The organism is Arsenicicoccus sp. UBA2120 (assembly GCF_002330965.1).
In the GTDB taxonomy this organism is placed as follows: domain Bacteria; phylum Actinomycetota; class Actinomycetes; order Actinomycetales; family Dermatophilaceae; genus Arsenicicoccus; species Arsenicicoccus bolidensis.
Map to the genome: position 1 here is coordinate 1 of NZ_DCYC01000021.1, position 20,422 is coordinate 20,422.

The following is a 20,422-nucleotide window of genomic DNA, read 5'->3' on the forward strand; positions in this document are numbered from 1 at the left end:
CAGACGACACCGGCTGGGACCGGCCACCAGCGATCACCTACCGCTACCCCGACGGCAGTCAGCACACCACCACGCCCCCACCCCTGATCCCCTCCATCTGGGGACCCGTCGGCAGCCACCCGCGCCGAGAGTGCCGGGAGCGCCGGGAGCACGACTGAGGTCAGCGTCACGATCCGGCCACGTCGCCTGTGCGGCGTCCGAGTCGTCACCCGATCGGCGGCATACTCATGCGCAACGGCGTCTGCCACCAGCGGGCGCCCTGAGGGTGAACGGATGTCACGACCATGAGTGACCAGACCTGGCAGATCATCTCGATGGTGATCTACCTGATCGGCATGATCTACATCGGCTACTGGGCCTACCGGCGCACCGTCGGTCTGGGGGACTACATGCTCGGCGGCCGTGGCCTCGGCCCCGCCGTGACCGCCCTGTCCGCCGGTGCCGCCGACATGTCGGGCTGGCTGCTCATGGGTCTGCCCGGCGCGATCTACGCCACCGGGCTGGTCGAGGCCTGGATCGCCGTCGGCCTGACCGTGGGCGCCTGGCTCAACTGGAAGTTCGTGGCCCCCCGGCTGCGGGCCTACACCAAGGTGGCCAGCGACTCGATCACCATCCCGAGCTTCCTCGAGAACCGCCTGCGCGACAAGTCCCGGATGCTCCGGATCGTCTCCGGCGTCATCATCCTGGTCTTCTTCACCTTCTACGTCTCGTCCGGCATGGTCGCGAGCGGCGTCTTCATGAAGCAGTCCTTCGGCATGGAGTACCACGTCGGGATGCTGCTCATCACGGCCGTGACCGTGGCCTACACCCTGTTCGGAGGCTTCCTCGCGGTGAGCTACACCGACTTCGTGCAGGGCGTGATGATGTTCTGCGCGCTCATCGCCGTCCCGATCATCGGCCTGTTCGCCGTGGGCGGCCCGGCGGAGGCAGCGCGCTCGATCCGGGCGGTCAACCCCGACGCGCTCTCCATGGTCACCGGCGCGACCACGGTCGGCGTCATCAGCTCGCTGGCCTGGGGCCTCGGCTACTTCGGTCAGCCGCACATCATCGTGCGGTTCATGGCCATCCGCTCGGTCGAGGAGACCAAGCAGGGTCGGCGCATCGGCGTCGGCTGGATGATGCTGTCCTGCCTCGGGGCCATCGCCACCGCCCTCGTCGGCGTGGCCTACTTCCAGCAGAACCCCGCCCTCAAGATCTCCAACCCCGAGACCGTCTACATCGCCATGGGCCAGATCCTGTTCCACCCCATCATCGCCGGGTTCATGCTCGCCGCCGTGCTCGCCGCGATCATGAGCACCGTCTCCTCCCAGCTGCTCGTCACGTCGTCGGCGCTGGTGGAGGACCTCTACAAGGTGATCGGGCGCCGCGAGGGGTCGGACGCGTCATACGTGCTGCTCGGCCGCCTGGGTGTCCTCACCATCTCGCTCATCGCCGCCGCCCTGGCGTGGTCGACCACGTCGCCGATCCTCAAGCTCGTGGCGTTCGCGTGGGCGGGCTTCGGCGCGGCGTTCGGCCCGACGGTCCTGCTCGCGCTGTTCTGGCGCAAGCTCACGGCCAAGGGTGCACTCGCCGGCATGGTGGTCGGGGCCCTGCTCGTGTGGCTGTGGGCCGCCAGGAGCGGGGGGATCTTCGACTACTACGAGATCCTGCCGGGCTTCATCGGCAACCTCCTCGTCGCCGTCGTGGTCAGCCTGCTGACCCACCACCACGACGAGGAGATCCGCGTCGAGTTCGACGAGACGGTGCGTCAGGTCCGCCGCGAGGAGGCGGCGGCGGAGGGCTGAGCGTGGGCAAGGGGCCCGGGCGCGCGCCACTAGACTGGCGAGCATGTCTTCCCTGTCCCGCGACCAGGTCGCGCACCTGGCCAATCTCGCGCGCATCGAGATGACGGACGCCGAGCTCGACACGATGGCCGGGGAGCTGGCCGTCATCCTCGACTCGGTGGCCCAGGTCGGCGAGGTTGCCGCCGACGACATCCCGCCGATGTCGCACCCGATGCCCCTGACCAACGTGACCCGGCCCGACGAGGTCCGCCCCGGCCTGACCCGCGAGCAGGCCCTGTCCGGTGCGCCGGCGCAGGAGCTCGACCGGTTCCAGGTGCCGCGCATCCTGAGCGAGGACTGATCCGTATGCCGACCACCGACCTCACCCGACTCACCGCTGCCCAGATGGCCGAGGGTCTCGCGGCGCGTGACTTCACCTCCGTCGAGCTGACGCAGGCCCACCTCGACCGCATCGCCGCCGTCGACGGGGCCGTCCGGTCCTACCTGCACGTCGACGCCGACGGCGCCCTCGCCACCGCGCGCGAGGTCGACGAGGCCCGCGCCGCCGGCGAGCAGCTGCACCCCCTGGCGGGCGTGCCGATCGCCGTCAAGGACGTCATGACCACGACGGGCCTGCCGACCACGTGCGGCTCCAAGGTCCTCGAGGGCTGGGTCCCGCCCTACGACGCCACGGTCGTCACCAAGATCAAGGCCGCCCGCATGCCGATCCTCGGCAAGACCAACATGGACGAGTTCGCGATGGGGTCGTCCACCGAGCACTCGGCCTACGGCCCCTCGCACAACCCGTGGGACCTCGAGCGCACCCCCGGCGGCTCCGGCGGCGGCTCCAGCGCCGTCGTCGCGTCCTTCCAGGCGCCGCTGGCGACCGGCACCGACACCGGCGGCTCGATCCGCCAGCCTGCGTCCCTGACCGGCACCGTCGGCGCCAAGCCGACCTACGGCGGGGTGTCCCGCTACGGCCTCGTCGCCCTCGCCTCGTCCCTCGACCAGGCGGGGCCCTGCGCCCGCACCGTCCTCGACACCGCCCTGCTGCACGAGCTCATGGGCGGGCACGACCCCCGCGACTCGACGTCCATCGACCAGCCGGTTCCCCCGGTGGTCGAGGCCGCCCGCAGCGGCGACGTGTCCGGCCTGCGCATCGGCATCGTCCGCGAGCTCACCGGCGAGGGCTACCAGGCCGGGGTCCAGCAGCGCTTCGACGAGACCGTCGAGCTGCTCCGCGCCGGTGGCGCCGAGATCGTCGAGGTCTCCTGCCCGCACTTCGACTACGCCCTCGGCGCCTACTACCTCATCCTCCCGAGCGAGGCGTCCTCCAACCTGGCCAAGTTCGACGCCATGCGCTACGGCCTGCGCGTCGCGCCGACCGGGGTCGAGGCGCCGAGCGCCGAGCAGGTGATGGCGGCCTCCCGCGAGGCGGGCTTCGGCGACGAGGTCAAGCGCCGCATCATCCTCGGCACCTACGCCCTGTCCAGCGGCTACTACGAGGCCTACTACGGCCAGGCGCAAAAGGTCCGCACGCTCATCGCGCGCGACTTCGAGGCGGCCTTCGAGCAGTGCGACGTGCTCATCTCCCCGACGATGCCCACCACGGCCTTCCGCCTGGGGGACAAGCTCGACGACCCGATGGCGATGTACCTCAACGACGTCGCGACCATCCCCGCCAACCTCGCCGGCATCCCCGGCATGTCGGTGCCCGTGGGGCTCGCGCCCGAGGACGACCTGCCCGTGGGGCTGCAGGTGCTCGCGCCGGCCATGGCCGACGACCGGCTGTACCGCGTGGCGGCCTACGTCGAGCGCACCCTCGAGGACGCCTGGGGCGAGCCGCTGCTCGCCAACGCGCCCGACCTGGGAGCCGCGACGCCTGCCCCCGGCACGCCCGACCAGACCTCCGAGACGCGGAAGGACGGCTGACCCATGGCCACCACGCACGTCGAGCCCGTCCTCGACTACGACGAGGTGCTCGAGCGCTTCGACCCGGTGATGGGCCTTGAGGTCCACGTCGAGCTGAGCACCGCGACCAAGATGTTCTGCTCCTGCGCCACGGAGTTCGGCGCCGAGCCCAACACCCAGGTGTGCCCGGTCTGCCTCGGCCTGCCCGGAGCCCTGCCCGTCGTCAACGCCAAGGGCGTCGAGTCGGCGATCCGGATCGGCCTGGCGCTCAACTGCGAGATCGCGCAGTGGTGCCGGTTCGCGCGCAAGAACTACTTCTACCCGGACATGCCCAAGAACTTCCAGACCTCGCAGTACGACGAGCCCATCGCGTTCGACGGCTACCTGGACGTGGAGCTCGAGGACGGCACGACCTGGCGGGTCGAGATCGAGCGGGCGCACATGGAGGAGGACACCGGCAAGTCGCTGCACATGGGCGGCGCGACCGGTCGCATCCACGGCGCCGACTACTCGCTGCTCGACTACAACCGGGCGGGGATCCCCCTGATCGAGATCGTCACCAAGCCAGTGGTCGGTGCCGGGGAGCGTATGCCGGAGGTCGCCAAGGCCTATGTCTCGGCGATCCGTGACCTCATGCGGGCGCTCGACGTGAGCGACGCGCGCATGGAGCAGGGCTCGATGCGCTGTGACGCCAACGTCTCGCTGATGCCCAAGGGGTCGACACAGCTCGGCACCCGCACCGAGACCAAGAACGTCAACTCGCTGCGGTCGGTCGAGCGGGCCGTGCGCTACGAGATGACCCGGCACGGCGCGATCCTGTCGTCCGGCGGCACGATCCTGCAGGAGACGCGGCACTGGCACGAGGACACCGGGGTCACGACCTCGGGGCGAGAGAAGTCCGACGCCGAGGACTACCGCTACTTCCCCGAGCCCGACCTGGTGCCCGTCGCCCCGAGCCGCGAGTGGGTCGAGGAGCTGCGGACCACCCTGCCCGAGCCTCCCGGGCAGCGCCGCAAGCGGCTGCAGGGGGAGTGGGGCTACTCCGACCTGGAGATGCGCGACGTCGTCAACGCCGGCGCCGTCGAGCTGATCGAGGCCTCCGTCGCCGCCGGCGCCACACCCGCCGCCGCCCGCAAGTGGTGGATGGGCGAGGTGTCCCGCCGCGCCAACGACCAGGTCCGCGACCTCGCCGACATGGGCGTCACGCCGGAGCACGTCGCCGAGCTGGACGGCCTGGTCCGCGACGGTCGGCTCAACGACTCGATGGCCCGTCAGGTCATGGAGGGCGTCCTGGCCGGCGAGGGCTCGCCCCGCGAGGTGGCCGACGCCCGCGGTCTCGAGCTGGTGCAGGACGACTCGGCGCTCGAGGCGGCCGTGGACGAGGTGCTCGGCCGCAACGCCGACATCGTCGCCAAGATCAAGGACGGCAAGGTCCAGGCCGCCGGTGCCCTGATCGGTCAGGTCATGAAGGCCATGAAGGGCCAGGCCGACGCCGGCAAGGTCCGCGAGCTGATCATGGCCAAGTGCCAGTGACCTGCCCCAGGTAGTCACATCGGCCGGGCTTCGCACGCCAGGCCGGTGTGACCAAGGCCGGCTGATGTGACCACGTCAGGCTGATCTGCCCGCTGCTCCTGCCGTATGCCGCCGTGGCCGCCCTCACGCGAGGGCGGCCACGGCGTCGTCATACGGCTAGGACGTCTGGGTGGAGCGGTCGTGGGAGGGGACGACCACCCAGATGACCACGGCGGACAGCAGCAGCAGGCTGATGTTGAACAGCAGGGCGACGTCCGCGCCCTGGCGCAGACCGACGTTGTCCTGGCGACCGAGCGGCACGAGGACCGAGCCGATCACCCGTGGGGGCGAGCTGGATCCGGCGGTGAACAGTGCGAGCGAGGTGGCGGTGCCGATCGCCGACCCCAGGGACGACGCCATCTTGTAGATCCCGGCCCCGGCCCCGCTCTGCTCGACCGGGAGGTTGGAGAGCGCGGCGTCGGTCGCGGGCGTGCCGAAGCAGGCCAGCCCCAGCCCCATCAGCGTGTAGCCGAGGATCGCCGTCAGGCGGTACTGCGAGAGCAGCAGGTTGGTGGGCAGGAAGGCGCAGCCGGCCAGCACGAGCAACCCGGTGCCCCACAGCATCGGCTTCTTGGCGCCGTAGCGACGCAGCAGCCGCTCGCCGACGCGCATGAACGCGATGACGGTGATGGCGTAGCCGAGGGTCAGCAGGCCCGCGTCCAGGGGTTTCATGCCGCCGGCGACCTGGAGGAGCTGCTGGGTGACGATGAGCATGCCGATGGACGTGTTGAGCAGGAAGTTGGCCAGCGTGGCGCCGGAGAACATGCGGTTGCGAAAGAGCCGCAGGTCCACGAAGGGCTGCCGGACCCGGCCCTCGATCACCACGGTGAGGACCAGGCCGACGATCGCGACGGCGGCCAGGGCCAGCGTGATCGGCGACGTCCAGCCGATCTTGGCCCCGAAGGTCGTCACGACCATCAGCGAGAGCATCGACGCCGCGAAGGTCGCGATGCCCGGCACGTCCAGGTGGAAGGGCGTGGAGGAGACGACCTTGGACTCGCCCTGGCCCCGCAGCAGCAGGGCTGCGGCCACGGCCACGACGATGGAGACGGCGTAGATCCAGCGCCACCCGACGTAGGTGACCGTGAACCCGCCCACGAGGGACGCGAGCCCGGAACCGCCGAACGACGCGATCGACCACATCGACACCGCGCGCTGGCGGGCGGCCCCGTCCCAGCACGCGCGCACCAGACCCAGCGTCGTGGGCAGGACGCACGCGGCGGACAGGCCCTACACCGCACGCCCCACGAGCACGAGCGGTGCGGCGAGCGCGCCGGCGGCGAGGATCAGGCAGGCCGACCCGACGACGCTGAGGACCAGACCGATCAGCAGCACCCGGAACCGGCCCACCCGGTCGGCCACCCCGCCGAGCACGACGATGAACATGCCGGAGAAGAGCGCCGTGAGGGCTACGGCGAGGTTCATGGCGTCGTTGCCGAGCAGGGGGTCGGTCCAGGTGCGGCGGGCGGCGTCGGCATACGGGCCGTTGATGTCGCGCATGATGGCCGGCGCGACCGACCCGGCGGACCCGGCGAACAACCAGAAGGTCAGGACGGCGAGGACCAGGCCCGCGAGCAGCCGGTCGTTGCCGCGAGCCTCGGCCGGGGTGGTGCGGTCGGCGTGCCGGCGGGGAGCCTGGGGGCTGCTCATGGGCTCAGCCGCCGGTCGCGAGATAGGCCAGGACCGCCGTGACGGCGGCCTCCGTGCCGGTCTCCAGGGTGGGGTGCAGCACCGGGGCGAACCGGGGGTTGTGGTTGGGGACCGGAGGGGCGTCCGCCGGGAAGCCGCCGATCGTCCAGAAGGTGTAGGGGATCCCGAACGCGTCGGGCACGATGCTGAAGTCCTCGCTGCCGGTCAGCGGGGCGAGCTCGGCGACGCGATCCTGGCCGAAGTGCCCCGCGAAGGCCGCGCTCACCACGTCCGTCACGGCGACGTCGTTGGTCGTGAGCGGGAACTGGTCGTAGTACTCGATGGTCGGGGGGCGGGGGCAGCCGCCCGCGTCGCACTCGCCGCGGACGATCCGCTCCACGGCGGCCAGGATGCGCTCCCGCACCGCCTCGTCGTAGCTGCGGACGTTGAGGAGCAGCACGGCGCGATCGGGGATGACATTGCTCTTGGCGCCGGCCTGGAGCGAACCCACGGTCACCACACCGAAGTCCGCCGGCGCGATCTCCCGCGACACCACCGTCTGCAGGCGCAGGACGATGGCCGCCGCGACGACCACCGGGTCGACCCCGAGGTGCGGCATCGACCCGTGCGACCCCGTGCCGTGGACGGTGACCCGCAGCGAGTCAGCGGCCGACAACCGCGGACCCGAGGCCGAGCTGACGAGGCCGGCGCGGGCCGGCATGACGTGCTGGCCGAGGGCGACGTCCGGTCGGGGCACGCGGTCCACGAGCCCGGCGTCGACCATGGCGCGGGCTCCCTCGGCGGTCTCCTCCGCCGGCTGGAAGAGCGCCACGTAGGTGCCGGACCAGGCGCCCTGGTGGGTGGCGAGGAGCTGCGCGGCACCGAGCGCCCAGGTGATGTGCAGGTCGTGGCCGCAGGCGTGCATCACGCCGTCGACGGTGGAGGAGTAGGGGAGCCCCGTGTCCTCCTGGACGGGCAGGGCGTCGGTGTCGGCGCGGAACAGCACGCACGGACCGTCACCGTTGCGCAGCACCCCCACGACGCCGCCCCGGCCTCGAGGACGTCGTAGCCCCAGTGGGCCAGCCGGTCGGCGATGATCCGGTTGGTGCGGGTCTCCTGCAGGGACAGCTCGGGGTGGCGGTGCAGGTCCTGGTAGAGGTCCTCCTGCCACCGCATGGTGCGGGGGAGGTCGGACAGGACCTCACGGGCTGCTGCCGTGGCCGGAGCGATGGCCCCGGTGGTGTCGTCGTCCGTCATGGTGCCCGCCTCCTCAGCGACGTCCGCCGCCGAGCAGGCCACCCAGCACGTCGCGGATGATCGTGCCCGTGTCGAAGCCCTGCGCCTCGCGGCGGTCGACGTCGTCGCGGGGGCTGGTCCCGGTCTGGCCCGCCGCGGAACCCAGCACCGACCCGAGGATGTCGTCGAGGACGGTGCCGCCCACGGGGCCGCCCTGCGCCTGGCCGAGGCTGCCGCCCGCCCCCGCCTGGCCGAGGACCTGCTTGGCGAGCCAGGACATGACGATCGGGGCGAGGATCGGGATGAGCCGCTGGACGAGCGGCCCGCCGACGCCCTGCAGGCCCCCGAGCTGCTGGGCGACCCGCTCCTGGTTGCCGCCGAAGATGTGGGCGGCGATCGCCTCGCCGTCGCGGGTGTCGACGGCGCCGAGGTCGACGCGGCCGTCGACGAGCTGGGGGTCGTGCTGGCCGAGGGCCTCGGAGATGGACCGGGCGCCGGCGGGGTCGGTCGCGTTGGCCTGCAGGCCGCCGAGCAGGGCGGGGAGCACCGCCGCGGCGGCGTGCTGCACCTCCTCGGGCCGGGCGTCGAGCTGACGGGCGAGGTCGGCCACGGGCAGGGTGCGCAGGATCTCGTCGACGGCGGGCATGGTGACTCCTGGAGGTTGGGGTTCGATCGGTTCACCGCCAACCTACGACAGGCACGACAGGCACGGTCTGCGCGCGGGGCGGGCCGGCTGCCTCTTGCGCATCGATGTGAACGGTGTGAACATGGCGTCATGACACGAACCGTCGTCGCCATCGGCACCCGCAAGGGCCTCTTCGTCGCCACCAGCGCGGGGGGCGACGACCGACGCACCTGGGACGTCCAGGGCCCCCTCCTGCCGATGCAGGAGGTCCCGTCCGTCGCCTTCGACCAGCGGGCGGGCCGGACCACCCTGCTGGTCGGCAGCCACTCCTGGCACTGGGGGCCGTATGTCGGGGTCTCCCACGACCTCGGCCGGACCTTCGAGCCGGAGTCGCCGGACGCCATCCGGTTCCCCGAGGACACGGGCGTCGCGCTCAAGCGGGTGTGGCAGCTCGTGGCCGACCCCCTCGACGAGGACGTCGTGTGGGCGGGCACCGAGCCGCAGGCGCTGTGGCGCAGCAGCGACGCGGGCCGCACCTTTGAGCTCGTCCGTGGCCTGTGGGAGCACCCGCACCGGCCGCACTGGGGCGAGGGCTTCGGCGGCGGCGCGATCCACACCGTCCTGCCGCACCCCACCGAGGCGGGCCGCATGGTCGTCGCGATGAGCACGGGCGGCGTCTATCGCACCGAGGACGGCGGCGACACCTGGTCGGCCGCCAACGTCGGCATCAAGGACTCCTACGGCCCCGATCCCTACCCGGAGTTCAACCAGTGCGTCCACAAGGTCGCCCGCGACGGGGCCGACCCCGAGGTCCTCTACGCCCAGAACCACCTGGGCGTCTACCGCTCCGACGACGACGGTCGCTCCTGGACCTCGATCGAGGAGGGCCTGCCCACCAACTTCGGCTTCGCCGTCCTGACCCAGCCGGGGCACGCGGGGCGGGCGTGGCTCGTCCCCGTCGAGTCCGACGGGGTGCGCTTCCCGCCCGAGCGACGCCTCCAGCTGCAGCGCACCGACGACGGCGGCCGCACCTGGCGCGAGCAGAGCGCGGGCCTGCCGGACCCGACCTTCACCTGCGTCCTGCGGGACGCGGCCGGCACCGACCAGGGCTCGCCGATGGGCCTGTATGTCGGGACGCGCAACGGCGACGTCTACGGATCCGCCGACGAGGGTGAGGGATTCGCGCTGGTGGCGACCCAGCTGCCGGACGTGCTCTGCGTGCGTGCGGCCACCGTGGAGGACTGAGCCGTGCGCGTCCTGATCCGCCTCCCGGCGCCGCTGCAGGCCATGGTGGGCGCCCCGCCCGAGGTGGCGCTCGAGCTCGCCGACGGGGCCGACCTCGCCGCCGCCCTGGACGCGCTGCGTTCCTCACCCGCGCCACTTCCGCTGGTGGAGAGCAAGATCCGCGACGAGACGGGTGAGCTGCGCCGGCACGTCAACGCGTTCGCCGACGGCCACGACGTCAAGCGCGACGCGGGCACGCGCACCACGCTGCGTGACGGGGCCACCGTCATCGTCCTGTCCGCCGTCTCGGGCGGGTGAGCGAGCCTGGGGCGGCACGACATACGGTGAGGGCATGACCCTCGTGACCCTTGCCGACCAGGACTGGATCGACCGCGTGGGCCCCGTGCCCGGCATCGAGATGATCCCGTGGGACCTCACGGGTCCTTGCCCGCGGGCCGACGAGGTGGAGCTCGTCGTCGCGCCCTACACCCTGTCCGCCGACGGCTTCGAGCGTCTCGCCGAGCTGCCGCGGCTGCGCGCCTTCCAGCTGCTGTCGGCGGGCTACGAGCACGCCATCCCCTTCGTCCCCGACGGGGCGACGCTGCTCAACGCCCGCGGCGTCCACGCTGCCGGCACCTCCGAGCTGGCCCTCACGCTGACGCTGGCCGCGCAGCGCGGCGTCCCCTGGATGCTCGAGGGACACCGCGAGCAGCACTGGCAGGACAAGCACTTCGAGCCCGGGCTGGCCGACCAGCGCGTCCTGGTGGTCGGCTACGGCGACATCGGCCAGGCCATCGTGCGCCGCCTGCAGGCGTTCGAGCCCGAGATCACCGTGGTGGCGAGCCGGGCCCGCGAGGGCGACGACCTCGTCGAGCGGGTGCACGGCATCGACGAGCTCGACGCCCTCGTGCCGCGCCAGGACGTGATCATCCTCATCGTCCCGCACACGGACGCCACCGACCGGCTGGTGGACGCCGACTTCCTGGCCTCGATGCGCGAGGGGGCGCTCCTGGTCAACGTCGCCCGCGGGCGCGTCGTCGACACCGACGCCCTCGTCGCCGCGACGCGGTCGGGGCACGTGCGCGCCGCCCTGGACGTCGTCGACCCGGAGCCGCTGCCCGACGGTCACCCGCTGTGGTCCACCCCCGGGGTCCTGATCGCGCCGCACGTCGGCGGTCTGGCGCACGGGTTCTGGCGCCGCGCGAGCGATCTCGTCCGCCGACAGCTGCACCACATCGCGTCGGGCGAGCCCTTCGACAATGTCGTGGAGATCGCGCGGTGAGACACTGTCCGCATGGCTGAGCACATCACCGTGACCCGCGAGGACAGCCGGCACCGCTACGAGGTGCGGCTGGACGGCGAGCTCGCGGGCTTCGCCGACGCCTACGTCGAGGGTGACGAGGCCGGTGGGAGTGGGGTGGTCGTCGTGCCGCACACGGAGGTGGACCCCGCCTTCGGCGGGCAGGGGGTCGGCTCGGCCCTCGTCCAGGGGCTGCTCGAGGACGTGCGCGCTCGGGGTCTGGTCGTGCGGCCGCTCTGCTCCTTCGTGGCGGCCTACCTCGACAAGCACCCGGAGTACGCCGACCTGCGGGCCTGACCGGTCCGCCGAGCCGGGTGGATCAGGCGGGTGATGCCGTGCCGTCGGTGTCGTCGTCCCGGGTCAGCGCCGCCTCCAGCACCGCCACCAGATGGTTCTCGAGGTCGTCCGGGCCGACCTGGGCCGGGTCCAGCAGGTGCTGCAGGGCGCCCCCCTGAAAGGCCGCGAAGAGCAACCGGGCGAGCTCCAGGCTGCTGACCGGCAGCCGTATGCCGTGCCGCCGCAGGTAGCCCTCCAGCGTGGCCGCCGTCTCCTGATGGCCGCGGGCGACGACCTCGCGCCAGGCCGCCCCCGCCTCGGGGTCGCGGATGGCGTGCAGCATGAGCTCGGTCTGCAGCAGCAACCACTGCTGGCGCTCGCCGGGCTGGTCGGACCACAGGGTCAGCACCCCGTGCAGCAGCTCGCGTGGCGTGAGGTCGTCCTCCTCCGACAGCTCGCGGACGCGGTCACGCAGCCGGGCGGTGCGCTGCGCGACGAGCTCGACCACCAGCTCGTCTCGGGACGCGAAGTTGGAGTAGAACGCCCCGCGCGTGAATCCCGCACGGTCGCAGACGTCCTCGACGCTCGTGCCGTGGAACCCCCGCTCCGCGAATGCCTGGGACGCCGCGGCGAGGATCCGCTGACGGGTGGCCTCGCGACGTGCGGACCGCGGCGGGGCATCACTGCGAGTGGTCATGCCCTCACGATACACCTATGAATTGAATACGGGAATGAACCCGGATACGCTGGTGTATCAGAAGATGTCCCCAGTCCTCCCCGCAGGACGACCCGAGCCCGGTCGATCCCGGGCACCAAGGAGCAACGCGTCATGGCGCTCATCGCCCGCGCAGCAGCCGTCGACGGGCCCCACGGCCCGCTGCTCCTGCCCACCTCGCTGGCCGCCCGCAAGGGAGAGGTGACGCTCGTCGCCGGTGACCCGGGGCCGGCCGCCACCACCCTCGCCCTGGCCCTCGGAGGCCGCGTCCGTCTCGACGACGGGAGCATCACGTGCAACGGCGACCCGGAGCCGCACGTCCGGCGCCGCCGCGTCGCCCTCGTCGACGTCCCCGGCGTGACCGAGCCCGAGCCCGGCCTGCCCGTCGAGGTCGTCGTGGGGGAGGAGCTGGCCCTCGCCGGCCTCCCCTCCCGGCGCGCCGATATCCGCGCCTTCCTGCGCGAGCGTGGCGCCGAGGAGCGCTCCTCGCAGCGGTGGGAGTCCCTCGAGCCCGCCGAGCACGTCCGCTGGCTGGCCGAGATCTCCGCGCAGCGCGAGGACGTCACCGCCGTCGTGCTGACCGGCCCGGACCGGTGGGGCGGGTCTCCGCACGCGTGGCACGGCACCGCCCAGGTCCTCGCCGACCAGGGCCTGGTCGTCGTGGTGCTGGCGACGCACTCGAGCGTCCGTCTCCTCGGCCTCGAGAGCACCTACGAGCTGGGAGTGTCCGCATGAGAGTCCATCGCCTGGCCATGGCCGAGCTGCGACGCCTGACCAGCGGGCCGCTGCTGCGCCTCGCGCTCGCCGCCATGCTCGTCATACCGACCCTGTATGCCGGTCTGTACCTCTATGCCAACCGGGACCCCTATGCCAACCTGCGCGACATCCCCGCCGCCGTCGTGGTGGAGGACGCCGGGACCACGCTGGCCTCGGGCGAGCGCATGGCGGTGGGCGACAAGGTCGCCACGACCCTCGTCGACGGCAAGACCTTCGACTGGCACCGCGTCTCCCGGGCCGACGCCGTCAAGGGCGTCGACGAGGAGCACTACGACTTCGCGCTGATCATCCCGGCGGGGTTCTCGGCCGACCTGGCGTCGGCGGGCTCCACCTCGCCGCGGCAGGCCCACCTGGAGCAGTACACCAACGACACCAACGGCTACCTGGCCCGCACGATCTCCAACAACGTGGTCGCCGAGGTCACGAAGTCGGTCGCCTCTCAGGTCAGCTCGACCGCCGCGGCCCAGCTGCTCGACGGGATGAGCACCATCCACGGCAAGATGCAGCAGGCCGTCGACGGCGCGGGGCAGCTCGCGACGGGCGTGGGGCAGCTGGGTGACGGGGCGGGACGGCTGTCCACCGGAGCCTCGTCGCTGCGCGACGGTGCGGTCCAGCTGCGGGACGGGGCGAACCGCCTGGCCAGTGGGGCGGACTCGGCCCGCTCCGGTGCGTCGGCGCTCGCCGACGGGGCCGGGCAGCTCGACGACGGGCTGGCGACGCTGGACAGCAAGACCGCTGACCTGCCCGGCCAGACCGCCCAGCTGGCGTCCGGCGCTCGTCAGGTCGCCGACGGCAACGCCGCCCTCGCCAAGGGTGCGACCCAGCTCGCGTCCGGCGCCACCGCTGCCTCCACGGGAGCCGGACAGCTCAAGGCCGGCGCGGACACGCTGCACACCGGTGCGGCCAAGGTCGCGGCCGGCGCCCACCAGGTCGCCGACAGCAACGCCAAGGTCGCCGAGGCGGGCAGGCTCGCCAAGGACGGGGCCGCGCAGATCGACCGGGCCCGCAAGCAGCACCAGGGCGAGGTCCAGCAGCAGGTCGACGGACTGACCCAGCAGGTGCAGGACCTCGGCTCCGCGATCGACGCTCTCCCTCAGGATGACCCGGCCCGGGCGCGCCTGCAGCGCATCCACGACGCCCTGCAGACCCGCCTCACGACCGCTGACCGCGACCTGGCGGCCCTCGACTCGGCTCTCGACGAAGCCTCGGCCACCGTGACCAGCGCGTCCGGCAAGCTCACGACCCTCGCCGAGGGGTCCAAGCAGGTCGCGGCCGGTGCCGACCAGCTCACGTCGGGCAGCGCCACCCTCGCCAACAAGCTGGGCGAGCTGCAGGCCGGGACGGGCAGGCTCGCCACGGGTGCCACCACCCTGTCGGCCGGAGCCACCAAGGCGGCCACCGGCGCCGGCCGGGTCGCCGACGGTGCCGACACGCTCGCCGCCGGCTCCGCCCAGCTGCACGACGGGATCGCCGCGGCCCATGCGGGCAGCACCACGCTGGACGACGGCGCCAGGCGCCTGAGCTCCGGCCTCGGCACCCTCGCCACCGGCGCCCACACCCTGGCCACGGGCGAGGACAAGGCCGTCGACGGGGCTCAGCAGCTGGCCACCGGCGCGGGGCAGCTCCGCGACGGCGCGACCAAGGCCCAGCAGGGCGCCCAGACGCTGCACGACCAGCTGGCCGCGGGCGTCAAGCAGGTGCCCGCCTACACCCAGCAGCAGCGCGAGGCCGCCGCGCAGACGGTTGGCAACCCGCTCGCCGTCCAGGCGAGCAACCCCGCCGAGGCCGCGAACTATGGCGCCGGGCTCGCCCCGTTCTTCGTGAGCCTCGCCCTATGGATCGGCGCCTACGTCCTGTTCCTGCTGGTCAAGGCCCTGTCCAACCGCGCTCTCGCCGCGCAGCAGCCGGCCTGGCGGGTCGCGGTGAGCGGCTGGATGACGCCGGCGCTGCTCGCCGCGGGCCAGTCCTTCCTGCTCTTCTGGTTGGTCCTCGAGGGGCTGGGCTTCCACGTCGAGCACCCCGTGTGGGCCATCGGGTTCATGGCCTTCGTCTCCATCACGTATGCCGCGATCCTGCACGCGCTCACCGCCCGGTTCGGCGCGGTCGGCAAGTTCGTCGGGCTCGTGCTCCTGGTCGTGCAGCTCGTCTCGGCGGGCGGGACCTTCCCCTGGCAGACCCTGCCCGGGCCCCTGCAGGCGCTGCACCAGGTCCTGCCCATGACCTACGCCATCGACGGGCTGCGCCACCTGATGTATGGCGGCCGCATGGCCTTCGTCGCCCTCGACGTCGCCGTGCTGGCGGCATACCTCGGGGTCGCCCTGGTGGCCGCGGGCTGGGCGGCGCACCGGGCCCGCATCTGGACCCCGGCCAGGATCAAGCCGGACCTGGTGCTCTGACCCGGTCGGGTGCGAGACCGGGGCAAGCCCCCGAAACTCCGGGTGGGTCCGGCACGCTGTAGCCAGGACCGGACCCACCCACCTCCGGTCGACCCGCACCCCACCGCTCGCCCCCTCAGCCCACGCCCCTCAGCCCCCAGCAGGAGCCCCCCATGCCGGCCAGCCCGTTCGCCATCGATCCGTGGTGCCTCGTCGAGGAGGACGTCGACCCGCAGCGCCTGGGGCTGACCGAGGCGCTCCTGACCGTCTCCAACGGCGTCATCGGCCTGCGCGGTGCGCTGGAGGAGGGCGACCCGGCGTTCGAGACCGGCGTCTTCGTCAGCGGCGTCCACGAGACCTTCCCCCTGTCCTACCCCGAGAAGGGCTACGGCGACCCCGACCAGGGCCAGGCGCTGATCAACGTCCCCGACGGCATGCGGGTCCGGCTGCTCGTCGGCGACGCACCCCTGGACATCACGGCCGGCACGGTCCGCGAGCACCGCCGGGTGCTGGACATGCGCAGCGGCACCCTCACGCGCGAGCTGGACTGGAGCGCACCCAAGGGCGAGCGCGTCCGGGTCACGACGGGGCGGCTGACGTCGCTGGTGGAGCGCTCGCTGGCGGCCGTGCGCTACGAGGTCGAGGCGGTCGAGGGGCCGGTGCGCCTGGTCGTGCAGTCCGACCTCGCCGCCAACGACACCGAGCCGATCATCGACAACGACGACCCGCAGGTCGCCGCGGCGCTGCGCAAGCCCTATCGCGGCCTGCGCCGCACCGAGTGCGGGGACGGTGGTGTCCTCGTCCACGAGACCATCCGCAGCGGCGTGCAGGTCGGGTCCGGCTGCGACCACGTGGTGACGGTCGCGCGCGCGGACGGCCGGGTCGAGCGGGTGCACCCGCGGGTCGTCGTCGACGAGGACCACGTCCGCACCACCACGGTCGTCGAGCTCGAGGCGGGGGAGCGTCTGACGATGCTCAAGCTGCTGGCCTACGTGCGCGACGGGGACCGCCCCGACGGCGTGCTCGGTGACCACGTGCGCGCCCACCTGGCGGTCGGGCACGACCTCGGGTGGGAGCAGCTGGTCGCGGGCAACCGGGAGCACCTCGACGCGTTCTGGGACGACGTGCACCTGGAGATCGACGGGGACGACGAGCTGCAGCAGGCCCTGCGCTACGCCCTCTTCCAGGTCTACCAGTCCAGCGCGCTGATCGAGGACGCCCCGATCGGCGCCAAGGGGCTGACCGGTGGCGGCTACAGCGGCCACACCTTCTGGGACATCGAGGGATTCGTCGTGCCGACGCTGACGATGGTCGCCCCGCGCGCGGCCCACCAGATCCTGCGCTGGCGGTCCTCGACCATCGGCGCCGCCCGCGAGCGCGCGGAGCAGCTCGGGCTGCGGGGCGCGTCCTTCCCGTGGCGCACGATCGACGGGCACGAGGCCTCGGGCTACTGGCCGGCCGGGACCGCGGCGATGCACGTCAACGCCGACATCGCCCGCGCCTTCGACCTCTACCGCCACGTCTGGGGCGAGCTGCAGTTCGAGCGGGCCCACGGCGTCGAGGTGCTGGTCGAGACGGCCCGGCTCTGGATCTCGTTGGGGCACACCGACCGTCAGGGGCACTGGCACCTCTACGGGCTCACCGGCCCGGACGAGTACACCGCTGCCGTCGACGACAACGTCTTCACCAACCTCATGGCGGCTCGCAACCTGCGGGCTGCGGTCGCCTCGTGCGGACGTCATCCCGACCGGGCGCGCGAGCTGGGCGTCAGCAGCGACGAGCTCGCGGACTGGTCCCGGGCGGCCGAGGCCGTCCACGTCCTCTACGACGAGCACCTCGGGGTCCACCCGCAGTGCGAGAGCTTCACGGAGTACGACGAGTGGGACTTCGAGTCCTGGGGCGACCGCTATCCCGTGCAGGAGCACGCGCCCTACGTCCAGATCTATCGCCACCAGGTGGTCAAGCAGGCCGACCTCGTCCACGCCCTGTGGTGGTGCGGGGACGACTTCACCGACGAGCAGATCGCCCGCGACCTCGACTACTACGAGGCCCGCACGGTCCGCGACTCCTCCCTCTCGGCGGGGATCCAGTCGGTGGTGTGCATCCAGGCCGGCCACCTCGGGCTGGGTCTGGACTACCTGCGCGAGGCCGCCCAGGTGGACCTGCACGACCTGCAGGGCAACACCGAGCAGGGCCTGCACCTGGCCTCCCTGGCCGGGGCCTGGCTGGCGCTCACCGCGGGCCTCGGCGGCCTGCGCGAGGACGGCCCGCTCGTCCAGCTGTCCCCGCGGCTGCCCGACGGGCTGCGGGGCTATCGCTTCAGGTTCCTGTGGCGCGACGCCCGCATCGAGGTGCACGCGGGCGACGTGGTCACGGTCAGCGTGGCGGGCGTCGACTCCCTCGACGTCGTCCTCTACGGCGAGGAGGTCACGATCACGCCCGCGGAGCCGGCCGTCGTGCCCCGCCGCTCGGTCGAGCCGCTGCTGTCCGCGCCGCGCCAGCCGGTCGGCCGGTCGCCCCGCGACGTCGCTAATGCGTGATCATGGCCGTATGACGGACACCTCCCGCACCCTGCTGCTGATGCGTCACTCCGAGGCCACCCACGGCGGGGGCGCCGACCACGCCCGCACGCTCACGAGCCGGGGTCGCGACGACTCGCGCGCAGCGGGACGCTGGCTCGCCGAGCACGTCGGTGGCCTGGACCTCGCGGTCGTCTCGAGCGCGACGCGCACGCGCCAGACCTGGGAGGCGGCGACCGAGGGAGGCGCGCAGGCGGCGTCGGTGGACCTGTCGGACGAGGTCTACGACGCCGGCCTCGACGAGCTGCTCGCCCTGCTGACGCACCTGCCCGACGAGGCCCGCACCGTGCTCGTGCTCGGGCACGCCCCGGGCATCCCCGCCCTCGCCAACACCATCGCCTCCGAGGACGGCCCGCGGGACATGGCCGAGGCCCTCGACCGCGGGTTCCCGACCACCACGCTGTGCCGCTTCGAGGTCGAGGGGGACTGGCTCGACGTGGGGGCGGCCACCGCCGACCTCGTCGACGTGGTCGTCCGCCAGGACTGATCGACGTGCGGCTGCTCGTGACCGGCGGCACGGGGTGGGTCGGCCGCCACGTCGTGCGGGTGGCGCGGGCCGCAGGCCACGACGTGGTCGCCGCCTCCCGCAACCCGGGCGGCGACGGTCCGGGCGGCGACGGCCCCGGCGGCGTCCGGCTCGACGTGAGGGACGGCGCCGAGGTCCGCCGCTGCCTCGAGACCGTCCGCCCCGACGCGGTCGTGCACACGGCATACGACCAGCAGGACTGGGCCACGACGACCCTCGGCACGGTCCACGTCGTGCGCGCCTGCAGCCGGGTCGGGGCGCGCCTGGTCGCCCTGTCCAGCGATCTCGTCCTGCCGAGCCGCGAGGCCTGGTCGGACGAGACCGTCCCTCCCGCCCCCACCACGCCGTATGCCGCGGCGAAGGCCGCCTGCGAGGCCGCCGTGGCCGCCGCGCTCGACGACGCGGTGGTCGTCCGCACCTCTCTGGTCGTCGGCGCCGGCAGCAAGCACCACGCCCTGGTGCACGCCGTCGCGGCGGGGCAGGGGGCGCTCCGGGAGGACGAGATCCGTTGTCCCGTCCACGTCCTCGACCTGTCCGCCGCCCTGGTGGAGCTGGCTGTCAGGACCGACGCGGCGCCGGGCCTGCTGCACGTCGCCGGGCCGCAGGCGCTGAGCCGCCACGAGCTCGGTCTCGTGGTCGCGCGCCACGAGGGGCTGGACCCGGCGTCGCTGCCGGCGCATCCCCGCGGCGACGCGCCCGGACCGGCCTGCGTGCGTCTCGACTCGACCCTGGCGACGTCCCTGCTGCGCACCAGGATCCGCCCGGTCGACGAGGCGCTCGCAGCGGAGGCCTCCGGCTGACGGGCCCCGTCGCGGTGGGCTCCGGCTGACGGGCCCGTCGTGGCTCGCCTCGCGCGCAGGTGGTCAGCGTCCCGTCGAGGCGGGGGTCAGCGCCCGGTCGACGCGGGGAGGATCACGATGCGGTCGTCGCCGTCCCGCTCGTCCCCGCGGAAGGTGTTGCTGGTGATGATCCACAGCCGCCCGTCGGGGCCACGCTCGACCGTCCGCAGCCGGCCGTAGGTCCCCTGCAGCAACGCCTGAGGCTCACCGGTCGTGCTGCCCTGCAAGGGGACTCGCCACAGCCGCTCGCCCATCAGGGCGGCGACGTAGGCCGCGCCGTCGACGCCGATGGCGAGCCCGCTGGGGGAGGCCTGGTCGGTGCTCCAGACCACCAGCGGGTCCGTGTAGCGCGCGTCGCCGCCCCCCGCGGTGCCTTGTCCACGGCCCTCCACCGTCGGCCAGCCGTAGTCCCGGCCCTTCTCGATCAGGTTGAGCTCGTCCCAGGTGTTCTGCCCGAACTCCGTGGCCCACAGCCGCTGCTCGCGGTCCCAGGCCAGGCCCTGCACGTTGCGGTGGCCGCGCGACCACACCGGGGACGAGGCGTCCGGGTTGCCGGGGGCGGGGGCGCCGTCGGCGGTGACCCGCAGGATCTTGCCCCCGAGGGAGGACGGGTCCGGAGCCTGGTCACGCTCGGAGGCGTCCCCGGTCGGCACCCAGAGCATCCCGTCCGGGCCGACCTTGATCCGGCCGCCGTTGTGGATCCCGCCCGAGGGGATGCCCGACAGGATGACGCGCTCCGGCACCAGGCGGTCGCCCTCCAGGCGGAGCCTGGCCACCCGGTTGTCCTCGCCGGTGGTGTGATAGACGAAGACCCTTCGGTCCGTGGCGAACTCGCGCGAGACGGCGATCCCGAGCAGGCCGCCCTCGCCGTTGGCCTCGACCCCGTCGACGCGGCCCACCTCGACCGGCTGGGCGCCCTCGCGGACCCGGAGCACCCGCCCCTCGTCCCGGAGCGTGACCAGCGCGGAGCCGTCGGGCAGGAAGGCCAGCCCCCACGGCACGTCGAGCCCGGTCGCCACCTCGACGGGGCTGGTGGCGGTGGGCGTGGTGGCGCCCGAGGTCGCCGAGCCGGACG

At 72.9% G+C, this 20,422-nt stretch carries 20 protein-coding genes; 13 read left to right on the forward strand and 7 right to left on the reverse strand.

From position 1 onward, the window contains the following. Window positions 1-284: 284 nt before the first annotated feature. Genes putP through gatB form a run of 4 tightly spaced genes read left to right on the forward strand, consistent with a single transcriptional unit; the run spans window position 285 to window position 5,207 of the window. Entirely contained in the window at window positions 285-1,784 is a 1,500-nt protein-coding gene (gene putP / locus B2P18_RS02440; protein WP_286955718.1) for a sodium/proline symporter PutP, read from the forward strand. Between the two features lie 43 nt (window positions 1,785-1,827). Then, window positions 1,828-2,124, forward strand: a complete 297-nt coding sequence (gene gatC, locus B2P18_RS02445) for an Asp-tRNA(Asn)/Glu-tRNA(Gln) amidotransferase subunit GatC (RefSeq protein ID WP_029212234.1) — start codon at window positions 1,828-1,830, stop codon at window positions 2,122-2,124. Window positions 2,125-2,129: 5 nt separating this feature from the next. After that, window positions 2,130-3,695, forward strand: a complete 1,566-nt coding sequence (gene gatA, locus B2P18_RS02450; RefSeq protein WP_286955719.1) for an Asp-tRNA(Asn)/Glu-tRNA(Gln) amidotransferase subunit GatA — start codon at window positions 2,130-2,132, stop codon at window positions 3,693-3,695. Between the two features lie 3 nt (window positions 3,696-3,698). Further along, a complete protein-coding gene (gatB, locus tag B2P18_RS02455) occupies window positions 3,699-5,207 on the forward strand; it encodes an Asp-tRNA(Asn)/Glu-tRNA(Gln) amidotransferase subunit GatB (RefSeq protein ID WP_286955720.1) in 1,509 nt (502 codons plus the stop codon). Between the two features lie 156 nt (window positions 5,208-5,363). Here gatB and B2P18_RS02460 read toward each other — a convergent pair whose 3' ends face one another. The 5 genes from B2P18_RS02460 to B2P18_RS02475 are packed head-to-tail and all read right to left on the reverse strand — an operon-like array spanning window position 5,364 to window position 8,757. Continuing rightward, window positions 5,364-6,473: an MFS transporter gene (locus B2P18_RS02460; RefSeq protein ID WP_286955730.1), complete on the reverse strand. Its 1,110-nt coding sequence runs from the start codon at window positions 6,471-6,473 to the stop codon at window positions 5,364-5,366. A 3-nt stretch (window positions 6,474-6,476) separates the two neighbouring features. Further along, the gene (locus B2P18_RS02465) at window positions 6,477-6,896 is read right to left on the reverse strand and encodes a hypothetical protein (protein ID WP_286955721.1); all 420 of its coding nucleotides are present in this window, start codon (window positions 6,894-6,896) and stop codon (window positions 6,477-6,479) included. 4 nt (window positions 6,897-6,900) lie between these two features. After that, window positions 6,901-7,881 (reverse strand): amidohydrolase, encoded by a 981-nt coding sequence (locus B2P18_RS02470; RefSeq protein WP_313536258.1) that lies wholly within the window; start codon window positions 7,879-7,881, stop codon window positions 6,901-6,903. After that, complete coding sequence (locus B2P18_RS18740; RefSeq protein ID WP_313536256.1) at window positions 7,800-8,132, reverse strand: hypothetical protein; 333 nt, start codon at window positions 8,130-8,132, stop codon at window positions 7,800-7,802. Before B2P18_RS18740 ends, B2P18_RS02470 begins: the two co-directional genes overlap by 82 nt. 13 nt (window positions 8,133-8,145) lie before the next feature. Then, window positions 8,146-8,757, reverse strand: coding sequence for a DUF937 domain-containing protein (locus B2P18_RS02475; protein ID WP_019287856.1), 612 nt, complete (start codon window positions 8,755-8,757; stop codon window positions 8,146-8,148). A gap of 129 nt (window positions 8,758-8,886) precedes the next feature. Between B2P18_RS02475 and B2P18_RS02480 the strand changes: the two genes are divergently transcribed. The 4 genes from B2P18_RS02480 to B2P18_RS02495 are packed head-to-tail and all read left to right on the forward strand — an operon-like array spanning window position 8,887 to window position 11,557. After that, window positions 8,887-9,981, forward strand: a complete 1,095-nt coding sequence (locus B2P18_RS02480; RefSeq protein ID WP_286955722.1) for a WD40/YVTN/BNR-like repeat-containing protein — start codon at window positions 8,887-8,889, stop codon at window positions 9,979-9,981. A 3-nt stretch (window positions 9,982-9,984) separates the two neighbouring features. Further along, window positions 9,985-10,278: a MoaD/ThiS family protein gene (locus B2P18_RS02485; RefSeq protein WP_286955723.1), complete on the forward strand. Its 294-nt coding sequence runs from the start codon at window positions 9,985-9,987 to the stop codon at window positions 10,276-10,278. A 34-nt stretch (window positions 10,279-10,312) separates the two neighbouring features. Beyond that, window positions 10,313-11,242, forward strand: coding sequence for a 2-hydroxyacid dehydrogenase (locus tag B2P18_RS02490; RefSeq protein WP_239266207.1), 930 nt, complete (start codon window positions 10,313-10,315; stop codon window positions 11,240-11,242). Window positions 11,243-11,254: 12 nt separating this feature from the next. After that, the gene (locus tag B2P18_RS02495; protein WP_019287852.1) at window positions 11,255-11,557 is read left to right on the forward strand and encodes a GNAT family N-acetyltransferase; all 303 of its coding nucleotides are present in this window, start codon (window positions 11,255-11,257) and stop codon (window positions 11,555-11,557) included. Window positions 11,558-11,579: 22 nt separating this feature from the next. On the opposite strand, the gene B2P18_RS02500 is transcribed toward B2P18_RS02495, so the two are convergent. Next, window positions 11,580-12,233 carry a TetR/AcrR family transcriptional regulator gene (locus B2P18_RS02500; RefSeq protein WP_154593469.1) on the reverse strand — a complete coding sequence of 218 codons (654 nt, stop codon included), beginning with the start codon at window positions 12,231-12,233 and terminating at the stop codon, window positions 11,580-11,582. A gap of 132 nt (window positions 12,234-12,365) precedes the next feature. Here B2P18_RS02500 and B2P18_RS02505 point away from each other — a divergent pair, with 132 nt between their 5' ends. From B2P18_RS02505 to B2P18_RS02525, 5 genes are all read left to right on the forward strand, one after another. Continuing rightward, window positions 12,366-12,986: an ABC transporter ATP-binding protein gene (locus B2P18_RS02505; RefSeq protein WP_019287850.1), complete on the forward strand. Its 621-nt coding sequence runs from the start codon at window positions 12,366-12,368 to the stop codon at window positions 12,984-12,986. Next, window positions 12,983-15,424 (forward strand): YhgE/Pip domain-containing protein, encoded by a 2,442-nt coding sequence (locus tag B2P18_RS02510; RefSeq protein ID WP_286955725.1) that lies wholly within the window; start codon window positions 12,983-12,985, stop codon window positions 15,422-15,424. The genes B2P18_RS02505 and B2P18_RS02510 overlap by 4 nt, the downstream gene beginning before the upstream one ends. Before the next feature lie 152 nt (window positions 15,425-15,576). Then, window positions 15,577-17,943, forward strand: coding sequence for a glycoside hydrolase family 65 protein (locus B2P18_RS02515; protein WP_286955726.1), 2,367 nt, complete (start codon window positions 15,577-15,579; stop codon window positions 17,941-17,943). Window positions 17,944-17,953: 10 nt separating this feature from the next. Continuing rightward, window positions 17,954-18,469 (forward strand): SixA phosphatase family protein, encoded by a 516-nt coding sequence (locus B2P18_RS02520; RefSeq protein ID WP_286955727.1) that lies wholly within the window; start codon window positions 17,954-17,956, stop codon window positions 18,467-18,469. Between the two features lie 5 nt (window positions 18,470-18,474). Continuing rightward, on the forward strand, window positions 18,475-19,308 hold the full coding sequence (locus tag B2P18_RS02525) for a sugar nucleotide-binding protein (protein ID WP_286955728.1): 834 nt from the start codon (window positions 18,475-18,477) through the stop codon (window positions 19,306-19,308). Window positions 19,309-19,394: 86 nt separating this feature from the next. Here B2P18_RS02525 and B2P18_RS02530 read toward each other — a convergent pair. Continuing rightward, the coding region (locus B2P18_RS02530) for a PQQ-dependent sugar dehydrogenase (protein ID WP_286955729.1) at window positions 19,395-20,422 on the reverse strand (1,028 nt) is incomplete at its 5' end.

Bases quoted from the DNA above. Each gene is read 5' to 3' on its own strand.
- putP (WP_286955718.1), top strand. From the start codon at position 285: ATGAGTGACCAGACCTGGCAGATCATCTCGATGGTGATCTACCTGATC.
- gatC (WP_029212234.1), top strand. From the start codon at position 1,828: ATGTCTTCCCTGTCCCGCGACCAGGTCGCGCACCTGGCCAATCTCGCG.
- gatA (WP_286955719.1), top strand. From the start codon at position 2,130: ATGCCGACCACCGACCTCACCCGACTCACCGCTGCCCAGATGGCCGAG.
- gatB (WP_286955720.1), top strand. From the start codon at position 3,699: ATGGCCACCACGCACGTCGAGCCCGTCCTCGACTACGACGAGGTGCTC.
- B2P18_RS02465 (WP_286955721.1), bottom strand. From the start codon at position 6,896: ATGAGCAGCCCCCAGGCTCCCCGCCGGCACGCCGACCGCACCACCCCG.
- B2P18_RS18740 (WP_313536256.1), bottom strand. From the start codon at position 8,132: ATGACGGACGACGACACCACCGGGGCCATCGCTCCGGCCACGGCAGCA.
- B2P18_RS02475 (WP_019287856.1), bottom strand. From the start codon at position 8,757: ATGCCCGCCGTCGACGAGATCCTGCGCACCCTGCCCGTGGCCGACCTC.
- B2P18_RS02480 (WP_286955722.1), top strand. From the start codon at position 8,887: ATGACACGAACCGTCGTCGCCATCGGCACCCGCAAGGGCCTCTTCGTC.
- B2P18_RS02490 (WP_239266207.1), top strand. From the start codon at position 10,313: ATGACCCTCGTGACCCTTGCCGACCAGGACTGGATCGACCGCGTGGGC.
- B2P18_RS02495 (WP_019287852.1), top strand. From the start codon at position 11,255: ATGGCTGAGCACATCACCGTGACCCGCGAGGACAGCCGGCACCGCTAC.
- B2P18_RS02500 (WP_154593469.1), bottom strand. From the start codon at position 12,233: ATGACCACTCGCAGTGATGCCCCGCCGCGGTCCGCACGTCGCGAGGCC.
- B2P18_RS02505 (WP_019287850.1), top strand. From the start codon at position 12,366: ATGGCGCTCATCGCCCGCGCAGCAGCCGTCGACGGGCCCCACGGCCCG.
- B2P18_RS02510 (WP_286955725.1), top strand. From the start codon at position 12,983: ATGAGAGTCCATCGCCTGGCCATGGCCGAGCTGCGACGCCTGACCAGC.
- B2P18_RS02515 (WP_286955726.1), top strand. From the start codon at position 15,577: ATGCCGGCCAGCCCGTTCGCCATCGATCCGTGGTGCCTCGTCGAGGAG.
- B2P18_RS02520 (WP_286955727.1), top strand. From the start codon at position 17,954: ATGACGGACACCTCCCGCACCCTGCTGCTGATGCGTCACTCCGAGGCC.